General features: G+C 70.3%; 15 protein-coding genes. 5 read left to right on the top strand and 10 right to left on the bottom strand.

Features of this window, described 5'->3' with window-relative positions:
• Window positions 1–73 precede the first annotated feature (73 nt).
• From CY652_RS21970 to hemC, 3 genes are read right to left on the bottom strand one after another with little or no spacing between them, the layout of a single operon-like run.
• Entirely contained in the window at window positions 74–1,267 is a 1,194-nt protein-coding gene (locus tag CY652_RS21970) for a heme biosynthesis protein HemY (RefSeq protein WP_102132834.1), read from the bottom strand.
• Between the two features lie 2 nt (window positions 1,268–1,269).
• Entirely contained in the window at window positions 1,270–3,318 is a 2,049-nt protein-coding gene (gene hemDX / locus CY652_RS21965) for a fused uroporphyrinogen-III synthase HemD/membrane protein HemX (RefSeq protein WP_102132833.1), read from the bottom strand.
• Window positions 3,318–4,343 (bottom strand): hydroxymethylbilane synthase, encoded by a 1,026-nt coding sequence (gene hemC / locus CY652_RS21960; protein ID WP_102132832.1) that lies wholly within the window; start codon window positions 4,341–4,343, stop codon window positions 3,318–3,320. The genes hemDX and hemC overlap by 1 nt, the downstream gene beginning before the upstream one ends.
• A 284-nt stretch (window positions 4,344–4,627) precedes the next feature.
• On the opposite strand from hemC, the gene CY652_RS24625 reads away from it, so the two are divergent.
• The 3 genes from CY652_RS24625 to argH all read left to right on the top strand — a co-directional run bounded on the left by CY652_RS24625 (window position 4,628) and on the right by argH (window position 7,330).
• Entirely contained in the window at window positions 4,628–4,765 is a 138-nt protein-coding gene (locus CY652_RS24625) for a hypothetical protein (RefSeq protein ID WP_180970728.1), read from the top strand.
• Window positions 4,766–4,912: 147 nt separating this feature from the next.
• Window positions 4,913–5,755 carry a helix-turn-helix transcriptional regulator gene (locus tag CY652_RS21955; RefSeq protein ID WP_102132831.1) on the top strand — a complete coding sequence of 281 codons (843 nt, stop codon included), beginning with the start codon at window positions 4,913–4,915 and terminating at the stop codon, window positions 5,753–5,755.
• A 171-nt stretch (window positions 5,756–5,926) separates the two neighbouring features.
• Window positions 5,927–7,330 carry an argininosuccinate lyase gene (gene argH / locus CY652_RS21950; RefSeq protein WP_102132830.1) on the top strand — a complete coding sequence of 468 codons (1,404 nt, stop codon included), beginning with the start codon at window positions 5,927–5,929 and terminating at the stop codon, window positions 7,328–7,330.
• 109 nt (window positions 7,331–7,439) lie between these two features.
• Here the strand turns inward: argH and CY652_RS21945 are convergent, their stop codons facing one another.
• From CY652_RS21945 to apbC, 6 genes are all read right to left on the bottom strand, one after another.
• A complete protein-coding gene (locus CY652_RS21945) occupies window positions 7,440–8,144 on the bottom strand; it encodes a lysozyme inhibitor LprI family protein (protein WP_102132829.1) in 705 nt (234 codons plus the stop codon).
• A 3-nt stretch (window positions 8,145–8,147) separates the two neighbouring features.
• Window positions 8,148–10,427 carry an arginine/lysine/ornithine decarboxylase gene (locus CY652_RS21940; protein ID WP_102132828.1) on the bottom strand — a complete coding sequence of 760 codons (2,280 nt, stop codon included), beginning with the start codon at window positions 10,425–10,427 and terminating at the stop codon, window positions 8,148–8,150.
• Window positions 10,428–10,508: 81 nt separating this feature from the next.
• On the bottom strand, window positions 10,509–11,078 hold the full coding sequence (dcd, locus tag CY652_RS21935) for a dCTP deaminase (protein WP_102132827.1): 570 nt from the start codon (window positions 11,076–11,078) through the stop codon (window positions 10,509–10,511).
• A 108-nt stretch (window positions 11,079–11,186) separates the two neighbouring features.
• On the bottom strand, window positions 11,187–11,315 hold the full coding sequence (locus CY652_RS24970) for a hypothetical protein (RefSeq protein WP_258002407.1): 129 nt from the start codon (window positions 11,313–11,315) through the stop codon (window positions 11,187–11,189).
• A gap of 8 nt (window positions 11,316–11,323) precedes the next feature.
• On the bottom strand, window positions 11,324–11,863 hold the full coding sequence (locus tag CY652_RS21930; protein ID WP_102132826.1) for a superoxide dismutase family protein: 540 nt from the start codon (window positions 11,861–11,863) through the stop codon (window positions 11,324–11,326).
• A gap of 119 nt (window positions 11,864–11,982) precedes the next feature.
• A complete protein-coding gene (gene apbC / locus CY652_RS21925) occupies window positions 11,983–13,071 on the bottom strand; it encodes an iron-sulfur cluster carrier protein ApbC (RefSeq protein WP_102132825.1) in 1,089 nt (362 codons plus the stop codon).
• Window positions 13,072–13,424: 353 nt separating this feature from the next.
• Here apbC and CY652_RS21920 point away from each other — a divergent pair, with 353 nt between their 5' ends.
• Both CY652_RS21920 and metG read left to right on the top strand, forming a co-directional pair.
• Complete coding sequence (locus CY652_RS21920; protein ID WP_102132824.1) at window positions 13,425–14,075, top strand: OmpA family protein; 651 nt, start codon at window positions 13,425–13,427, stop codon at window positions 14,073–14,075.
• 629 nt (window positions 14,076–14,704) lie between these two features.
• Window positions 14,705–16,822 carry a methionine--tRNA ligase gene (metG, locus tag CY652_RS21915; RefSeq protein WP_102132823.1) on the top strand — a complete coding sequence of 706 codons (2,118 nt, stop codon included), beginning with the start codon at window positions 14,705–14,707 and terminating at the stop codon, window positions 16,820–16,822.
• 73 nt (window positions 16,823–16,895) lie between these two features.
• Here the strand turns inward: metG and CY652_RS21910 are convergent.
• The coding region (locus CY652_RS21910; protein WP_180970727.1) for a translocation/assembly module TamB domain-containing protein at window positions 16,896–19,421 on the bottom strand (2,526 nt) is incomplete at its 5' end.

Raw genomic sequence — 19,421 nt, 5'->3', positions numbered from 1 at the left:
TGGCGTCATTATAGCCAATCGCCTGTGCCGCCCGTGCGCGCCGGGCACAGCGCGCACGTCCCGGCGAGCGGCGTCACACCACGTTCATCGCCAGCGCGCTCTCGCGGTAGTGGACCGCCGCCTTTCCGGCGTCGCCGAGCTCCTCGTGCAGCCGCGCGAGCGCGCGGTGCGTGCGGATCTTCAGCGTCTCGTTGTCGGCCGCGGACTTGAGCGCCGCCTCGAGGAACGCCTGCGCCTTGCCCCAAAGCTGCTGCTTCAGGCACAGGCGGCCGAGCGTGAACAGCAGGTCGGCGTCGTCGGGGCGCTCCTTGTGCCAGGCCTCCGCCTTCTGGATGAGCGGCAGCGCGTCGCCGCCCACGGTGTCGGGATAACGGCGCAAAAGGCGCGCGTCCCAGTTCTGCGCAAGCGCCTCCTCGACGATGCGACGCGCGTCGTCGGTCCGGTTCAGTTGCACCAGCAGTTCCGCGGCGAGGTCCGCGAGACGCGGCGAATGACGCTCGCTCGCCGCGAGCGACTGCCAGAACTCGATCAGCGCGTCCGGGTTGTGGCGGCGGTCGCGCAGCAGGTTCTCGGCCGCGAGTTGGCGCAGCCGCACGGCCACGGCCGGATGCAGCGCCTCGCGCTTTTCGAGCGTCTTCACGAGCTTGAGCACTTCGCTCCAGTTCTTCAACTGCTGCTGGGCACGCAGCGCGATCTGCTGGGCGTGGATGCGACGGCCGCCCTGCGAGCGCATCTCGGTCAGCGCGGTCAGCGCGCCGTCGGCGTCGCGGCCGTCCGCGCGCATGTCGGCGCTCGCCATGAGTCGCGCGTCCTGCCAGTCAACGTCGTCGATCTGCGCAAGCCATTCGTCGCGGCGCGCGTACTCGCGCATCCGGTGCGCGGCGCTCGCCGCGACGAGCCCGGCCGCGCCCTTGTTGGCCTCGTCGGCGAGCGAGTCGCGCGCGGCCTTCTCGGCGCGCGAGAAGCGGCCCGCGTAGAGATTGCCGACGGCCTCGCGCAGCGCCGCGTGGGCCTTCTGCACGCGCGCGCGCGCGCGCCAGGCGGCGACGCGGCGCGGCATCCCGACGAGGTTGCGCACGAAGCGCAGCACCGCGTAGAACAGGATGAACGCGACGACGATGCCGACGACGAACAGGTTCAACGACACGTCGACGCGATACGGCGGATAGACGAGCAGCACCTGCCCGGCGTCGAAACGGCCGAACGTCGCGAGCGCGACGGCGACGACGAACAGCAGCGCGAGCCAGAGAAGTCCACGAATCGCCATGCTTACCCCCGGCTCCGGTATTGCTGGATGGCCTGCAGGCTCGCGTTCAGGTTGGGCGGCGCTGCTTCGGTCGCGCTGCCGGCCTCGACCTGCTTCACGAGATCGCGCACCGCGCGGGTCTCGCCCGATGCGTTGTCGAAGTAGCGCGCGAGCGCGTCGTCGGCCGCGTCGAGGTCGGCCTTCAGCGTCGCGTCGTTGCGCGAGAGCAGCGACAGGCGCGCCGAGAGGAGCCGCAGCTTCAGGTTCTCGCGCAGGAAATAACCCTCGTCCGGCGACACGAGCATCGCATCCGGATGATCGATGCGACGCACCTCGACGAGGCTCGCGAGCTGCGCGCCGATGCCGGCCGCGAACTCGCGCGCCCACACCTGCCAGCGCGGCTCGCCGCTCGCGGCCGCCGTCTTCGCGATGCCCGACGGCGCCGTCGCGGCCGGCTTCGTGCGCGAAACGAGCGCCTCGCCGGCGAGCGGCAGCGAGTCGACCTGGCCGATCGCCGTGTCGAGCTTGATCGCAAGGCCCGCGAGGTCCGTGGACGGCGCGGCCTTCAGACGGTCCATGTCCTGCGCGATGGCCTTGCGCACGGCGAGCGCCTGCGGGCTGCCCGAGGCGGCGAGGCGCGCGTCGGCGCTTTGCAGCGCGAAGAGCGCGAGCTGCGTGTTGCCCGTGAGCGCGAGCTGCTCGCTCGCGCTCGACAGCATCTGGCCGACTTCGGCGAGCGTCCAGTCGTCGCGGTTGCGCGCGAGGTCGGCGTACTGCTGCGCGAGCGCCTGCTGGGCGTTCTGCGCGTCGGCGAGCTTGCCTTCGAGCTGCTCGATCTGCGTGTCCATCTGATGCACGCTCGCGACGGCCTCGCCCGTCGTCGCGCGCAGCTCGGCCACCTGCGCGTCGTTGGCCTGCTGGCGCTGCGCGAGACGCGCGTCCATGCGCTCCACCTTGCGATTGAGCGCGTAGCCGCCCGTGCCCGCCGCCGCGGCCAGCACGATCACCACGAGCCACAGCAACGGCCCCGACACGCTGCGCCGCGCCTGCTGCCCGGCGGCGCGGGAACCGTAGGAAGCCGGAGAGGCGGCGGGCTGCGGCCGCGTCGGCGCGGCGGTCTGGGCGGAAGCCTGGCTGGGATTGTTCGAATCAGTCATGCGAGAGTGTGCCGGGTGGTGAGCCGGAGTGTCCGGAGCCGGTGGAACAGCGGAGGAAGCGAGACCGACGAGGGCCCGCGCGATGCGATCGTCGCCCGCGCCGGACACCGTCATCCTATCAAAACCCAATCCCCGCGCCGTCTCGGCGATGCGCGGATGCGGGGCGACGAGCGGCGCGCGGCGAAGCCTCGCGATCTCGTCGGCGGTCAGATGCTCGCGCGCCAGTTCGTCGAGATTGCGCACGCCCTCGGAGCTCGTGACAAGCCAGGCATGCGGCGCGCCGGCAAGCAGCGCGTGCACCTGCGCCCATGCGCCGATCGACGGCTCGGGCACGACGCGCCGGTAGGCCGCGACAATCTCGACTTCGGCGCCGACCTCGCGCAGCCGGTCGGCCAGCCACTCGCGGCCGCCGTCGCCGCGCACGACCAGCACGCGGCGCCCGTCGAGCGCGCCGGCGCCGAGTTCGGCCGTCAGCGCCGCATAGAGCGATTCGGAATCGAAACGCGGCTCGCCGTCGCTCGCCGCGGCGCTCGCCGGGCTGATGACGCGATGCGCCGGCGCCGCGACGCCGTGCTGCGCGAGCGCGGCCACGCTCGCGGGCCCCACGACGGCGACGGGCAATGCGTGCGGCCAGATCGACGCGTGAGCCGCGAACGCGCGCTCGACGGCGTTCGGCGACACGAAGACGACGAGCGCATAGCGGTCGAGCGCGCCGAGCGCCGAGCGCAGTGGCGCCTCGTCGGCGACGGGCTCGATGCCGATGAGCGGAAAGTCGAACGGACGCAGACCGTGCTTCGCCAGTTGCGCCGAAAGCGCCGCCGACTGGCCGGCGGGCCGCGTGACGACGACGGTGAACGGCGCGGCGCCGGCGGCCTGCGCGCCGGCTTCGTCGGGACGGTTCGGGTTGTCCGCCATCACGCGTCCGGCCGCCCGCCGGCCGTGCCCGCGGTGCCCACTGCGCCGGCGAGCTCGCGCACGATCGCGTCGGCGCCTTGCGCGACGAGCGCCTGCGCCACCTCGCGGCCGAGCTCGAGCGCGAACCCGATGCCGGCCGCCTCGAGCGCGACGCCGTCGGCAAGACGCGCCTCGCCCTGGGCGCGCAGCACGCGGCTCGCGTCCGGCGTCGCCACGCTGCCGCGCAGATGGAGCACGTCGTCGCGCCAGCACGCGTAGGCGGCAAGCGGCACCGAGCAACTGCCGCCGAGCCGGCGCGACACCATCCGCTCCGCCTCGACCGCCGCCGCGGTCCGCGCGTCGTGCAGCGGCGCGAGCCAGGCGGCGAGGTCGGCGCGGTCCGCGCGAATCTCGATGCCGAGCGCGCCCTGCCCGGCGGCCGGCAGACTGTCCTCGGGCTCGAGCAGCGCGCGGATGCGCGCGCCGAGACCGAGACGCTTCAGGCCGGCAGCGGCGAGGATGATCGCCGCGTAGTCGCCGCGGTCGAGCTTCGCGAGCCGCGTGTCGAGGTTGCCGCGCAGCGGCTTTACGTCGAGATGCGCGTGGCGCGCGCGCAGCATGGCCTCGCGACGCAGGCTGGAGGTACCGACCACGCTGCCCGGCGGCAGCGCCGCGAGCGACTCGCAGACGTTCGAGACGAGCGCGTCGCGCGGGTCCTCGCGCGCCATGATCGCCGCGAGCGCGAAGCCGTCGGGCAGCTCCATCGGCACGTCCTTGAGCGAATGCACGGCGAGGTCGGCGCGGCCTTCCGCGAGCGCCGTCTCCAGTTCCTTGACGAACAGCCCCTTGCCGCCGACCTTCGAGAGCGTGCGATCGAGAATCTCGTCGCCGCGCGTGGTCATGCCGACGATTCGCACGTCGCAGGACGGATAGGCCGTGCGCAGCGCGGCCTGCACGTGCTCAGCCTGCCACATCGCGAGGCGACTCTCCCGCGAAGCGATTACGAGCGTGCGCGGCGAAGGCGCGGATGACGTCGTGGCGTTCATGACCGGTGAGTCGAATAACGGAGTCGAAAAAACGGAGTCGGATAACGGTCAATGGTAGCACGCAGCTTCTGGCCCCCAACGGCGGCCGCCCGCCGCGCGAGCCGCGCCGGCCGACGCTCCGGTTGCGCGCTCCGCAGCCTGCTTGCCCGGCTCCGCCCGCCTTGCGCCCTCCCGTCGCGCGCTCCCGTCCCGTCCGCGTCCCCGTCTTTCGCAGTGCGTCATAGCGCTTTCCCGCCGCCCCGCCCATCAACGCCCGGTCGGCCGCCCCCCTGAAGAAACCCGCCGTGAAGTCCTCAGGACCGACCTACGCCGCCGGACGCGGCGGCACGAGCAAGCGCCAGCGGCACGACATCCCGCCGACGATCAACGGCATCGCGACGAAACGGCGCCTCGGTCGACGGATCGACGAACGGCCTGGCTGACCGGCCTCGCACGAAAAGCCCGGCAGACTTGACGGACGGACGCCCGCCGCCGCCTCGCTTCCATCCTGCCGCTACAATAGAGCCAGCCTCTACCAGTACAGGCTGGACAATTATTCTGGTATCGACACACCCCCGTTCCCCGCCGTCATGACCGCCACGCCCACCGATCTCCCGGAAGCCGACCCGACGAAGACGCCCGACGCCACGCCCGCGCGCGCGCTCGGCGACTTCATCCGCACCCATCGCGAACGGCTCTCGCCGCTCGCCGTCGGGCTGCCGCCGGGACCGCGCCGGCGCACGCCGGGCCTGCGCCGCGAGGAGGTCGCGCAGCTCTGCGGCGTGAGCCCGACCTGGTACACGTGGATCGAGCAGGGGCGGCCCGTGTCGGCGTCCGCCGACGCGCTCGCGCGGATCGCCGTCGCGCTCCAGCTTTCGCGCGCCGAGCGCGCCTACCTGTTCGAGCTGGCCACCCAGCGCGACCCCGCCGAGCCGGACCCGGCCGCCGCCGACGCGCCCGCGACGCTCATCGAGACGGTCCAGCTCATCGACGCGCCCGCCTACGTGCTCGACCGGCAGTGGAACGCGCTCGCCTGGAACGCGCGCGCAGCAGCACTGTTCGTCGGCTGGCTCGACGACGGCGCGCGCGACCGCAACCTGCTGCGCTTCACGTTCACGGCACCGGCCGCGCGCGCGCTCATCGTCGACTGGGAAACGCGCGCGCGGCGCCTCGTCGCCGAGTTCCGCGCCGACACGATCCGGCACCTGAACGACGCCCCGACGCGCGCGCTGCTCGACGCGCTGGCCGCCGCGAACGACGACTTCGCGCGCTTCTGGGCCTCGCAGGACGTCGGCGAGCGCGAAGGCGGGCGGCGCGAGTTCAACCATCCGCGCGACGGCCGCCTCGCCTACGACCAGATCACGCTGAAGCCCGCGCATCGCGAAGACCTGAAGCTCGTCGTGCTGGTGCGCGCCGACGACGCGCGCGGCTGATCCCGCCGCCGCGCGCCGCGGCCCGGCGCATCAGGCGTACCGGAATGAGCCGGTGCAGGCCCGGGAAGGTCTGGAAAGGCCGGCGCGAATGGTAAAATCGCCGTCTTTCCCCGCCGCGACGCATCGCGCGCGCGGCGCGCCCAGTCACCGCACGTTCACAGCCTCCACACCATGACGTCCCAACTGCACAAAAAGGGCGAAGCCTGGTCGGCCCGCTTCTCGGAGCCGATGTCCGAGCTCGTCAAGCGCTACACGTCGTCCGTCTTCTTCGACAAGCGGCTCGCGCTCGTCGACATCGACGGCTCGCTCGCGCACGCCGCGATGCTCGCCGCGCAGAAGATCATCTCCGCCGACGACCGCGCCGCGATCGAGCGCGGCATGGCGCAGATCCGGGGCGAGATCGAGCGCGGCGAGTTCGAGTGGCTGCTCGACCTCGAGGACGTGCACCTGAACATCGAGGCGCGCCTCACGGCGCTCATCGGCGACGCGGGCAAGCGCCTGCACACCGGCCGCTCGCGCAACGACCAGGTCGCGACCGACATCCGCCTGTGGCTGCGCGGCGAGATCGACCGCATCGGCGGCCTGCTGAAAGACCTGCGCACGGCGCTGCTCGACCTCGCCGACGAGCACGCGGCCACGATCCTGCCCGGCTTCACGCACCTGCAGGTCGCGCAACCGGTCACGTTCGGCCATCACCTGCTCGCCTACGTCGAGATGTTCTCGCGCGACGCCGAACGCCTCGTCGACTGCCGCCGGCGCGTGAACCGCCTGCCGCTCGGCGCGGCCGCGCTCGCGGGCACGAGCTATCCGATCGACCGCCACGCCGTGGCGAAGACGCTCGGCTTCGACGGCATCTGCGCGAACTCGCTCGACGCCGTCTCGGACCGCGACTTCGCAATCGAATTCACGGCCGCCGCCGCGCTCGTGATGACGCACGTCTCGCGCTTCTCCGAGGAACTGGTGCTCTGGATGAGCCCGCGCGTCGGCTTCATCGATCTCGCCGACCGCTTCTGCACGGGCTCGTCGATCATGCCGCAGAAGAAGAACCCGGACGTGCCCGAGCTCGCGCGCGGCAAAACGGGCCGCGTGAACGGCCACCTGATGGGCCTGCTCACGCTGATGAAGGGCCAGCCGCTCGCCTACAACAAGGACAATCAGGAAGACAAGGAACCGCTCTTCGACACGGTCGACACCGTGGCCGACACGCTGCGCATCTTCGCGGAAATGGTGGCGGGCATCCGCGTGAAGCCCGAGGCGATGCGCGCGGCGGCCCTGCAGGGCTTCTCGACGGCGACCGACCTCGCCGACTACCTCGTCAAGCGCGGCCTGCCGTTTCGCGACGCGCACGAGGCCGTCGCGCACGCGGTGCGCATCTGCGTGGAGCGCAACTGCGACCTTGCCGACCTCACGCTCGATGAGATGCGCCGCGAGCTGCCGAGCGTCTCGCATCTGATCGGCGACGACGTGTTCGGCGTGCTGACGCTCGACGGCTCGGTCGCGAGCCGCAACCATCCGGGCGGCACGGCGCCCGACCAGGTGCGCGCCGCCATCGCGGCCGCGCGCGCGGCGCTGTAACGGCCGACTCGAGACAAACTCGATCGACCCCGGGGAAGGCGCGCTCGCGCGCCCCTTCCCCGGCGGCCCGCCTTCTCTCCACCGCCCGCTCGCCCACCCGCGCGCTCAGTCAGTGGTTCCCGACGGTTTCCGAAAGCCGCTTGAGCGTCGCCACGCGCGCGCCGATGAGGTCGAGCTGGCCGCGCTCGTCGATGAGCGGCGTGGTCGCGTCGCGGTACGCGCGCCAGGCGCGCTGCGCGCGCCAGAGCGCGGGCCGCGAGCGAGCCGGCAAGCGCGCCGCGAGGCGCCGGTAATAGCGGTTCAGGTCGAACGTCGCGTGCTCGCACTGCGCGTCGTCTGAGCAGGCGCGCGCGCGCGGCGGCGAAGCCGGGTCCTGCTGCGCCGTCTGGACACGCAGCGCGAGCGCGTGGTCGCGTACCGGCTGCAGCCGCATGTCGGCCTCGTACTGCAGATAGAGCGAGCCCTTCGTCGTCGCGAACACGGCGCGCACGAGCGGGTCCTCGGCCGCGCGCCACGCGTTCCAGCGCTGCTCGCTCAACTGCCAGCGCCGACCCTGCGCCGGCGGCAGCTTCGCAATCAACTGCGCGTAGGCGGCGTCGGTCGCGCCCTGCCACGCCGTGCGCGCGGCGTCCATGCACTGCACCTGCCCCGCCGTCGACGAGCGGTCCGCGCGCGCGAGGCAGGCGCGCATGCCCGAATCGATCGGGTCGGCCGCCGCCACTTCGGCATGCGCCGTGCCCGCGCCGAGCCACAACGCCGCCGCCATCCCGGCGACGCCCCACCAGCGGGCGCGCGCCTTCGTCCAGCTTTTCATCTCTCAGTCCCGCACACAATCAACGAAATATTCGACACGGCCGTCGGCCGCTTCCGCGACGAGGCCATGAATGTCCGTATGGAAACCCGGGAAGCGCGCGTTGAACTCGCGCGCGAAGCGCAGGTAGTTGACGATCGTCCGGTTGAAGCGCTCGCCCGGAATCAGCAGCGGAATGCCCGGCGGATAGGGCGTGAGCAGCACCGACGTCACGCGCCCCTCGAGCGCGTCGATGGGCACGCGGTCCACCTCGCGGTGCGCGAGCTTGGCGAACGCCTCGGACGGCTTCATCGCGGGCTCCATGTTCGAGAGGTACATCTCGGTCGTGAGGCGCGCGATGTCGTTGGCGCGATAGACGCTGTGGATCTGCTGGCACAGGTCGCGCAGGCCGATGCGCTCGTAGGCCGGATGCTGCGCGACGAACTCGGGCAGCACGCGCCAGAGCGGCTGGTTGTTGTCGTAGTCGTCCTTGAACTGCTGCAGCTCCGTCACCATCGAGTTCCAGCGGCCCTTGGTGATGCCGATCGTGAACATGATGAAGAACGAGTAGAGCCCCGTCTTCTCGACGATGATGCCGTGCTCGGCTAGGTACTTCGTGACGATCGCGGCCGGAATGCCGCTCTCGCCGAACTCGCCGTCCACGTCGAGCCCCGGCGTGATGATCGTCGCCTTGATCGGGTCGAGCATGTTGAAGCCTTCGGCGAGCGCACCGAAGCCGTGCCAGCGGTCGTTCGGCCGCAGGACCCAGTCCTCGCGGGAACCGATGCCCTCCTCGGTCAGCTCGTCCGGGCCCCACACCTTGAAGAACCAGTCGTCGCCGTACTCGGCGTCGACCTTGCGCATCGCGCGGCGGAAGTCGAGCGCCTCGGCGATCGACTCCTCGACGAGCGCCGTGCCGCCGGGCGGCTCCATCATCGCGGCGGCCACGTCGCACGAGGCGATGATCGCGTACTGCGGGCTCGTCGAGGTGTGCATCAGGTACGCCTCGTTGAAGCGGTGGCGGTCGAACGTGCCGTGCTCCGAGTCCTGCACGACGATCTGCGAGGCCTGCGAGATGCCGGCGAGCAGCTTGTGCGTGGAGTGCGTCGCGAACACGAGCGCGCCCGTGCGCGGGCGGCCCGCGCCGATCGCGTGCATGTCCTGGTAGAACGCGTGGAACTCGGCGTGCGGCAGCCACGCCTCGTCGAAATGCAGCGTGTCGAGCAGGTCGCCGAGCAGGTCCTTGATCATCTCGACGTTGTAGATCACGCCGTCGTAGGTGCTCTGCGTGATGGTGAGGATGCGCGGCTTGAGCTTCGGGTTCTTCGCAAGCGCCTCGCGCGCGAACGGGTTCGCCTCGATCTTCCTGCGGATGTTCTCGGGCTTGAACTCGTCGCGCGGAATCGGCCCGATGATGCCGAAGTGGTTGCGCGTCGGCGTGAGGAACACCGGGATCGCGCCCGTCATCGTGATGGCGTGCAGGATCGACTTGTGGCAGTTGCGGTCCACGAGCACGATGTCGCCGGGCGCGACGGTCGCGTGCCAGACGATCTTGTTCGAGGTCGAGGTGCCGTTGGTCACGAAGAACAGGTGGTCGGCGCTGAAGATGCGCGCCGCGTTGCGCTCCGAGGCCGCGACAGGCCCCGTGTGGTCGAGCAACTGGCCGAGTTCGTCGACGGCGTTGCAGACGTCCGCGCGCAGCATGTTCTCGCCGAAGAACTGGTGGAACATCTGCCCGAGCGGGTTCTTCAGGAACGCGACGCCGCCCGAGTGGCCCGGGCAGTGCCACGAGTACGAACCTTCGTCCGCGTACTTCACGAGCTCCTTGAAGAACGGCGGCGCGAGCGAGTCGAGGTAGACCTTCGCCTCGCGGATGATGTGGCGCGCGACGAACTCCGGCGTGTCCTCGAACATGTGGATGAAGCCGTGCAGCTCGCGCAGGATGTCGTTGGGCAGGTGGCGCGAGGTGCGCGTCTCGCCGTACAGGAAGATCGGGATGTCGGCGTTGCGGCGGCGCACCTCCTCCACGAAGCCGCGCAGCGCGACGATCGCGGGCGCGTGCTCCGGCGCCTCGCCGTCGCCGCCCTCGACGTACGGCAGGAGCTCGTCGTCGTCGATCGAGAGGATGAAGCACGAGGCGCGGCTCGACTGCTGCGCGAACGAGGCGAGGTCGCCGTAGCTCGTCAGCCCGAGCACTTCCACGCCCTCCTTCTCGATCGCTTCGGCCAGCGCCCGGATGCCCGAGCCCGAGATGTTCTCGGAGCGGAAATCTTCGTCGATGATAACGACGGGGAAACGAAACTTCATGGGGCGAATCTCCAAAAGAAACGACCGCTGCAAATCCGGTGCAGCGGCCTCCCGACGACCTGCGCGAGAAACCCGTGCGCCTCAGGTCCTGGGCAGCGTGACGCCGTGCTGCCCCTGGTATTTGCCGCCGCGATCGGCGTAGGACACTTCACAAACCTCGTCGCTCTCGAAGAACAGCACCTGGGCGACGCCTTCGTTGGCGTAGATTTTCGCAGGCAAAGGTGTCGTATTCGAGAACTCCAGCGTGACGTAGCCTTCCCATTCCGGCTCGAACGGCGTCACGTTGACGATGATCCCGCAGCGCGCGTAGGTCGACTTGCCGAGGCACACGGTCAGGACGTTGCGCGGAATGCGGAAGTACTCGACGGTGCGCGCGAGCGCGAACGAGTTCGGCGGGATGATGCAGACCTCGCCCTTGAAGTCGACGAACGACTTCTCGTCGAAGTTCTTGGGATCGACGATGGTCGAGTTGATGTTCGTGAAGATCTTGAAATCGTCGGCGCAGCGAATGTCGTAGCCGTAGCTCGACGTGCCGTAGCTGACGATCTTGCGGCCGTCTTCGGACGTGCGGACCTGGCCGGGCACGAACGGCTCGATCATCCTGTGCTCTTCGGCCATGCGCCGGATCCATCGGTCGGATTTGATTGCCATGTTGGGTCGCTGCGTGACGGAGAAGGAGGGGCGCCGCCGGGGCGGCCCGGACGCCCGCCGGGCGGGACGGCCCGCGGCGGCGGATGCCGGGAACGAAAGGCGCCTATTTTACGCGATATGGAAGGCCGGACCGGGGCGCGCAACCGGCGTGCCGGAGCGCGCGGCGGCCGGCACCGGCGGCGCGACGGTCGAGACGATCGCGAGGCTCGATGCCGCGCCGGACAGGGCCGCGGGCACGCATGGCGTCACTGCGGGCGGATCACTCCGCACGAGATCGCGGGACCGACGCCGCGCGCCGGCCAGGCGTAAGGATCGAGGGCGTCGCGGTAGACCAGCACCGAGCGCTGGAGCACCGAGCGCACGCCGTCGAGCGAAAGGTCGGGCTCGACCATGAAGCCCGTCGCGACGCCGTTCGAATCCGCGTGGATGTTGCCGAGCTCGCCCTCGACGCGCTCGCCGGGCTTGAGCTGCTGCGCGGCGGGCGCGAACACGCTGCCCGCGCTCGACCCGTCGGCGGCGTTGCAATCGGCGCGCTCGTGTATTTCGAGCGCGTGGTCGCTGTCGGGCGGCAACCCCGCGAGGTTGTAGCTCACCTGCACGCCGTCCGAGCGCTCGACGAACGTCACCGTGCCGCGTGCCTGATTGCCCAGCGTAGACACCAACTGGGCGTCGGCCCGTTTTTCCTGGGGCGTCAGAAAAAATCCGCTGCAGCCGGCGAGCAGTACGGAACCGGCCAGCATGATTGCGCAGGCCTGCACCGTCTGGGCGTCGAGTCGTTTTCCCATGCGATCCGATCCTCTTGCCGGCCGGCGCGCCACCCCTGCGGCGCCGCCGGCCGGCCCTGATGAAGGCGACATGATACCGCGCGCCGCGCGGACGGCTCCGCTGCGCGGCGGCGCCGCGCTCAGGTGTTCTGCACCACGATGCTGGGAAACTTCGAGCTCATGTCGCGCGAGCGCGTGGCGATCCGGATCGCCACGCGCCGCGCGATCTCCCGATAGGTCTGCGCGATGCGCCCGTCGGGCTCGGCCGCGACGCTCGGACACCCCGCGTCGGCCTGCTCGCGAATCGACAGGTCGAGCGGCAGGCTGCCGAGCACCTCGACGCCGTACTCACGCGCCATGCGCTCGCCGCCGCCCGAGCCAAAGATGTGTTCGGCGTGGCCGCAGTTCGAGCAGACGTGGACCGCCATGTTCTCGACGATGCCGAGAATCGGCACGCCGACCTTCTCGAACATCCTGAGCCCCTTCTTCGCGTCGATGAGCGCGATGTCCTGCGGCGTGGTCACGATCACGGCGCCCGTCACGGGCACGCGCTGCGCGAGCGTGAGCTGGATGTCGCCGGTGCCGGGCGGCATGTCGACGACGAGGTAGTCGAGCTCGCTCCAGTTCGTCTGCCGCAGCAACTGGTCGAGCGCCGACGTGGCCATCGGGCCGCGCCAGACCATCGGGTTGTCCTGCTCGACCAGAAAGCCGATCGAGTTCGCCTCCACGCCGTGGCCGACGAGCGGATTCATCGACTGGCCGTCCGGCGACTCGGGCCGGCCCTCGATGCCGAGCATCGTCGGCAGCGAAGGGCCGTAGATGTCGGCGTCGAGCACGCCAACCGCCGCGCCCTCGGCCGCGAGCGCGAGCGCGAGATTCACGGCGGTCGTGCTCTTGCCGACGCCGCCCTTGCCCGACGCGACGACGACGATGTTCTTCACGTTCGGCAGCAGCTTCACGCCGCGCTGCACCGTGTGCGCCTCGATCCGCGAGGACACGGTCACGTGGCTCGCGCGCACGCCGGGCAATGCCTCGAGCGCCGCGGCCAGTTGGGCGCGGATCGCCTCGAACCGGCTTTTCGCCGGATAGCCGAGCACGACCTCGACGACGACGGTATCGCCCTCGACGACGACGTTCCTGATGCCTTTCGACGCCGTGAACGGCTGCCCGGTGTTGGGGTCCGTCAAGGCGGCGAGCGTAGCGTCCACCAAAGCCCGATCGATGCTCATTGAAACTCCGTGGGGAAACGCGGGCGGCGCCGTCCAGCCGAACGGCCGTCAGCGTGCCTGGGAATGAAAGAAATTGTTAAGCTGGATTGTTGAAATCGCGTTCGCAGGGCTATCTTCGCGACAGTCGGCAAACGTCTGCCGTACCGACCGCGCACCCTGCCGCGACGACGCCCGGACTGCCATTGTAGTAGCCGCGCGGAGCGGGCCGTCGCAAGACCCTGCCGCGCTATCGGTCCCGGACCGGGACCGGCCCCGGAACCGGTCCGCGGAACGGTCGCTGCGCCGTCGTCCGTCGGTCGTTGCCTGTCGTTGCGCACGATTGACATACCACCCCGAAAAGAGAGGATTCGAAGATGAACACAAAAACCATGACCCGCCTTTCCGTCTTCGCCGTCGCCGGCGCGCTCGTCGCCGGCTGCGCGACCCAGCAGGGCACCAACACGGCGGTCGGCACCGGCATCGGCGCGGGCACCGGCGCCGCGCTTGGCGCGATCTTCGGCGGCGGCAAGGGCGCGGCGATCGGCGCGGGCGCGGGCGCCGTGGCCGGCGGCGTCGTCGGCTACAACTGGCAGGCCATCCGCAACCGTCTCTCGGGCGCGACGCGCGGCACCGGCACGCAAATTACCGAGCAGCCGGACGGCTCGCTCAAGCTGAACATCCCGAGTTCGGTGACGTTCGACACCAACAGCTACGCGATCAAGCCGTCGTTCGCGCCCGTGCTCGACCAGGTCGCGCAGACGCTCCAGCAGAACCCGGAAGTCGTCGCCCAGGTGGTCGGCCACACCGACAGCACGGGCCAGCCGGCCTACAACCAGACGCTGTCGGTGAACCGTGCGCAAAGCGTCGTCAACTACCTGGCGCAGCACGGCGTGGCCCCGCAACGCCTCTCGGCGACGGGCCGCGGCGACACCCAGCCAGTCGCGAGCAACGCCACCGAAGCCGGCCGCGCGCAGAACCGCCGCGTCGAGATCTATCTGCGCGCGACCGCGCAGCACGCGCAGTAACACGGGGGAGAACGGTCGCGCGCCTGCCGGACCGGGGCGGGCGCGCTCGCCGGACGGCATGCCGCGGGGCGGCCGGCGAAAGACAGCGAACGACGGCGACGACGGCATGGATGCGACGAGCACGGGCCGTTCCAGCCAGGGAACGGAACCGGGTCGGACACCCGGTTTCGCCCCGTGGATGAAGGGTCCGGGTAAAGTCGCAGAAAGGCATCGAAAAAAATTTCGAACTCTCGCGCAGATCCGCTGTCTGTCGTTACGGTACGCGGTGGTTATGCTGCCGCGTCACCATTCTCCTCTTGTCGTTGTTGCTCCGGGGCTCCTGCCCCGGTTTTTTTTGCCCGCGCTTTCGTCTTTATCTGTCTCTACCTTTTTCGTCCACCACTTTTACCCACGCCTTCGCCCGCGCTTGCGACATCATGCCGGCACGGCTTTCGTCCGCTACGGCTCCGACGCCTTCGCCTCGCCGACGCCCCCGCGATCCGCACTCCGTTCCGTCCCCCGGCGGCTGCCAGCAGACCGCCCGGACAGCATCGCCCGCACCCCGAACCGGCAAATCCGGCACCGCCCGCGCCGCTGCCCCGCCCTGCTAGAATCGAAGTTTCGTCCTCCCGCAACACCGGAAATCCCCCATGCCAGCATCCGCCACCGACCTCGAGGCCGCCGGCGCGCCGTCGGGCCGCCGCCAGGTTCTCGTCACGTCCGCCCTGCCCTATGCGAACGGACAGATTCACCTCGGCCACATGGTCGAGTACATCCAGACGGACATCTGGGTCCGGACGCTGCGCATGCACGGCCACGAGGTCTATTACGCGGGCGCGGACGACACGCACGGCACGCCCATCATGCTGCACGCCGAGCGGCAGGGCGTCACGCCGAAGCAGTTGATCGAGCGCGTGGGACGCGAGCACAAGCGCGATTTCGACAATTTCGGCATCTCGTTCGACAACTACTACTCGACCGATTCCGAAGAGAACCGCCTGCTCTCCGAGTCGATCTACCTCGCGTTGCAAAAGGCAGGCCTGATCGAGACTCGCGAGATCGAACAGGCGTACGACCCCGTGCGGAACATGTTCCTGCCGGACCGCTTCATCAAGGGCGAGTGCCCGAAATGCGGCGCGAAGGACCAGTACGGCGATAGCTGCGAGGTCTGCGGCTCGACCTACCAGCCGACCGAACTCGTGAACCCGTACTCGGTCGTCTCGGGCGCGACGCCCGTGCGCAAGACTTCGACGCACTACTTCTTCCGCCTCTCGGACCCGCGCTGCGAGCAGTTCCTGCGCGGCTGGGTCGGCGGCCTCGCGCAGCCCGAGGCGACCAACAAGATGCGCGAATGGCTCGGCGAGGCCGGCGAGGCGAAGCTCGCTGACTGGGACATCTCGCGCGACGCGCCCTATTTCGGCTTCGAGATTCCGGGCGCGCCGGGCAAGTATTTCTACGTCTGGCTCGACGCGCCGGTGGGCTATTACGCGAGCTTCAAGAACCTCTGCGAGAAGCGCGGGCTCGACTTCGACGCCTGGGTGAAGCCCGGCTCGAAGGCCGAGCAGTATCACTTCATCGGCAAGGACATCCTCTACTTCCACACGCTATTCTGGCCCGCGATGCTCGAATTCTCGGGCTACCGCACGCCGACCAACGTGTTCGCGCACGGCTTCCTGACCGTGGACGGCGCGAAGATGTCGAAGTCGCGCGGCACCTTCATCACGGCGCAAAGCTACATCGACACGGGCCTGAACCCCGAGTGGCTGCGCTACTACTTCGCGGCCAAGCTCAACGGCACGATGGAAGACCTCGACCTCTCGCTCGACGACTTCCAGGCGCGCGTGAACAGCGACCTCGTCGGCAAGTACGTCAACATCGCGAGCCGCGCGGCGGGCTTCCTCATCAAGCGCTTCGACGGCCGCGTGCAGGACGGCGCGATGCGTCATCCGCTGCTCGGCGCGCTGCGCGAGGCGATCCCGCAGATCGCCGCGCACTACGAGGCGCGCGACTACGGCCGCGCGCTGCGCCAGACGATGGAGCTCGCCGACGCCGTGAACGCCTACGTCGACGCCGCGAAGCCGTGGGAGCAGGCGAAGGACCCGGCCAACGCGGTCGCGCTGCACGAAACCTGCAGCGTGAGCCTCGAGGCGTTCCGCCTGCTCTCGCTCGCGCTGAAGCCGGTGCTGCCGTCGCTCGCGCAGGCGGTCGAGACGTTCCTCGCGATTGAGCCGCTGCAATGGAAGGACGCGGACGCGCCGCTGTCGTCGCAAAGGCCGATCAACGCGTACAGGCACCTGATGACGCGCGTCGAGCAAAAGCAGATCGACGCGCTCCTCGCCGCGAACCGCGAGTCGCTGCAACCCACGGCCGATGTGCAGCCGGCGGCGAAAGCCAACGGCAAGGCGAAAGCCGAGGAAGCCGTGCCCGAGGTGATCTCGATCGACGACTTCGCGAAGATCGACCTGCGCGTGGCGCTGATCGTCGACTGCCGCGCGGTGGAGGGCTCGGACAAGCTGCTGCAGCTCACGCTCGACGTCGGCGAGGAGCGCACGCGCAACGTGTTCTCCGGCATCCGCTCGGCGTACCGGCCCGAGGACCTCGTCGGCAAGCTGACCGTGATGGTCGCCAACCTCGCGCCGCGCAAGATGAAGTTCGGCGTCTCGGAGGGCATGGTGCTGGCCGCGTCGTCGGCGAACGAGAAGGCCGAACCGGGGCTCTACGTGCTCGAGCCGCACAGCGGCGCGAAGCCGGGCATGCGCGTGCGCTGACGCCGCGTCGAGGTAAAGCGCTCTCCCGCACGAAAAGCACGCCCCCGGGCGTGCTTTTTTCATGTCCGCGCCGCTACCAGTTGATCCGGTCGAAGCGCCGCGTGTAGAGCAGGTCGATGCCGTCGAAGGTTCCGCCGTAGCCGGCCACCGACCAGTAGCGCGTCAGGTTCACCGTCGCCTTCACCGCGTTGGACGCCGATTGCAGGCCCTGCTCGTAGCCGAGCACGAGCCGCTCGTTGATCGCCTTCGACATCATCACGACCTGCGGATCGGTGAGCCCCACCTCGCTGCGGCCGATCGAGAACTCGTCGAGCCCGACGGTCTGCGCGATGCGCTTGCCGCTGGCGCTGCCGAGCAGCGCCAGCGCCGTCGTCATCGCGCTCTGCTGGCCGAGGTCGTTGCCCTGGTCGGTGCCATGGCCGAACAGCAGCCACGAGAGCTTGTCGTTGTCGGGCACGTTCGGCTCGGACACGAGCTTCGCGCTCGGCGACTGGACCGTGCCCGTCACCTGCACGCCCGCCTCGACCTCCTGGTTGCGGCGCATCGCGAGGATGTTGATGCCGGGGTTCGAGACCGGCCCATTGAACGTGAAGAAGCCGTTCTCGATCGCGAGCTTGCGGCCGAACGCCGTGTAGCTCGAGCCCTCGGTTACGCGCACGCTGCCGACCGCGCGCAGCGGCTGGCCCGGCGCGCTCAGCGCGGAGATGGTACCGGCGAGCCCGAGGTCGGCGCCCTGGCCGCGGAAGCGGAAGTCCTGGCCGAGATCGATGTCGATGTTCGCGCGCGGCGCGAAACGCCCGGCCGGCCGGCCCGCGCCGTCCGGAGGCGGAGGCGGCCGGCCGCCGCTCACCGTGCCGTCCGCGCGCACGATCGCGACGTCGTCGCCGAGCTGCGGCGCGGCTTCCTCGGGCATGTCGAAGAGCGCATGATCGACGGTGAAGCGGCCGTCGACGTTCATGCCGCCCATACTGCCGCCGTTCGCCACGGTCGCGCTGCCCGAGAGCGAGAGCCGGCGGTCGGGCGCGGCGAACAGTTCGAGCTTGTCGGCGACGATGCTCGCCGTCAGGTCGGGTTCCGCGTTGTCGAGCCGCACGCGGCCCGTCGCGCGCAGCGTGCCGCTCGCGCCGTGGAACTCGACCTGCTGGAAGTCGACGAGGTTCTGCGAGAGCGCCACGCGGATTACGCCGTCCTTGAGCTGGATGCCCTGATCGACGAGCGTCGCCGAGAGGCCATCGCCCGTCAGCGCGCCCGAGAGGTTCGGCTTCGCGAGCGTGCCGCCGAAACCCAGTTGCAGCGCGAGATGGCCCGCGAGCAGGTAGCTCGGGCCGAAGAGGCCGCCCGTCGTCGTCAGGGACGGCACGTCGGCCTTGAGCGTGCCGCCGAGCGGCGATGCGTCGGCGGGCATGAGCAGCCCGTTGCGCGGCACGAGCGTCATGTGCGCGTTCACGTCGAGCACGCCGATGCGACTGGCCTGCGCGTGCACGGTGGCGGTTAGCTGGTCGTTGCCGCTGAACGACGCGCGCGCCGCGAGGTCGCCGATGCCGAGCGAGGCCATGCCGCGCCCGATCTCGGCCGTCGCGTCGCCCGAGCGGCGCTTCAGTTCGAGGTAGCCGCTGGCGCTCTGGCCCAGCGAGAAGTCCCAGTCGCCGTCGAACACGAGGTCGGTCTTCAGTGCCGACGGCGCGCCCGTCACCTGCTCGCGCAGCGCGAGGAGCCGCGCGAGCGAGACCGAGGTCAGCGAGCCCGCCGAGCGAATCCGGCCGTGATCGAACGCGAACGATTTCAGGTCGAGCGTCGCGCCCTCGAGCGCGAGGCTCGTCGCGCCGAGCGTGAGCGTGCCCGCGCCCGCGCTCACGGCAAGCGGCGACTGCAGGTTCAGCTCCGGCGAACCGCGATTGGCGAGCTGCGTGACGACGCCGTCCCAGCGGCTGCCCGCGCGCGTGTCGGTGAGCCGGCCGTTCGCGGCGAGCGAGACGTCGATGCGCTGGCCCTGCACCTTGCCGGTCGCGCTCGCGACGAGCGCGTGCCGCGCGCGGGTGCCGGAGAGCTGCGCGCTCAGCGTCGCGAGCGCGACGCCGCCCGCGCTCAGGTCGCGCGCGTCGGTCGTGAACGCGAGCGCGCCGTTCGCGCCGTCGTGCAGCTCCGCGTGGCCCTTCGCGTACCCGAGGCGATTCGCGCCGAAGACGACGTTTTCAGCCTGGTAGTCGAGCCCGACGTCAGGATGCGCGAAGGTGCCGGTCAGGTCGCCGTTCGCGGCGACGCTGCCGGCGAGGCCGAAACCAAGACGGTCGAGCTGCGGCGCGGCGACCCGGAAGCGCAGCCGGTCGCCGCGCGCGCCGAAGCTGCCCTCGAGATCGACGTCGTTGCCGGCCGCCGAAAGCGTCGCGCGGCTCGGCAGCAGCCGCATGCCCGCGAGCCGCACGGTGCCGGCGCCGGTCAGCGGCAGGCCGTCGTAGACGCTCGGGCCGAGCCGGAAATCGGCCTTCGTCGTGAACGCCGGCGCGAGCGCGCCCGTCGCGGCGAGCGTGCCGCTGACCCGCGCCTCGATGCGGCGCGGCGCGGACGCGGGGGCCGTACGCGCCGACGCGGCCCGCCGCCC

Source organism: Burkholderia sp. WAC0059 (assembly GCF_002870125.1).
In the GTDB taxonomy this organism is placed as follows: domain Bacteria; phylum Pseudomonadota; class Gammaproteobacteria; order Burkholderiales; family Burkholderiaceae; genus Paraburkholderia.
This window is presented reverse-complemented; position numbering and strand designations above follow the sequence as displayed.

Excerpts from the sequence above, each read along its gene's own strand:
- CY652_RS21970 (WP_102132834.1), bottom strand. The coding sequence starts at position 1,267 with ATGGCGATTCGTGGACTTCTCTGGCTCGCGCTGCTGTTCGTCGTCGCC.
- hemDX (WP_102132833.1), bottom strand. The coding sequence starts at position 3,318 with ATGGCGGACAACCCGAACCGTCCCGACGAAGCCGGCGCGCAGGCCGCC.
- hemC (WP_102132832.1), bottom strand. The coding sequence starts at position 4,343 with ATGAACGCCACGACGTCATCCGCGCCTTCGCCGCGCACGCTCGTAATC.
- CY652_RS21955 (WP_102132831.1), top strand. The coding sequence starts at position 4,913 with ATGACCGCCACGCCCACCGATCTCCCGGAAGCCGACCCGACGAAGACG.
- argH (WP_102132830.1), top strand. The coding sequence starts at position 5,927 with ATGACGTCCCAACTGCACAAAAAGGGCGAAGCCTGGTCGGCCCGCTTC.
- CY652_RS21945 (WP_102132829.1), bottom strand. The coding sequence starts at position 8,144 with ATGAAAAGCTGGACGAAGGCGCGCGCCCGCTGGTGGGGCGTCGCCGGG.
- CY652_RS21940 (WP_102132828.1), bottom strand. The coding sequence starts at position 10,427 with ATGAAGTTTCGTTTCCCCGTCGTTATCATCGACGAAGATTTCCGCTCC.
- dcd (WP_102132827.1), bottom strand. The coding sequence starts at position 11,078 with ATGGCAATCAAATCCGACCGATGGATCCGGCGCATGGCCGAAGAGCAC.
- CY652_RS21930 (WP_102132826.1), bottom strand. The coding sequence starts at position 11,863 with ATGGGAAAACGACTCGACGCCCAGACGGTGCAGGCCTGCGCAATCATG.
- apbC (WP_102132825.1), bottom strand. The coding sequence starts at position 13,071 with ATGAGCATCGATCGGGCTTTGGTGGACGCTACGCTCGCCGCCTTGACG.
- CY652_RS21920 (WP_102132824.1), top strand. The coding sequence starts at position 13,425 with ATGAACACAAAAACCATGACCCGCCTTTCCGTCTTCGCCGTCGCCGGC.
- metG (WP_102132823.1), top strand. The coding sequence starts at position 14,705 with ATGCCAGCATCCGCCACCGACCTCGAGGCCGCCGGCGCGCCGTCGGGC.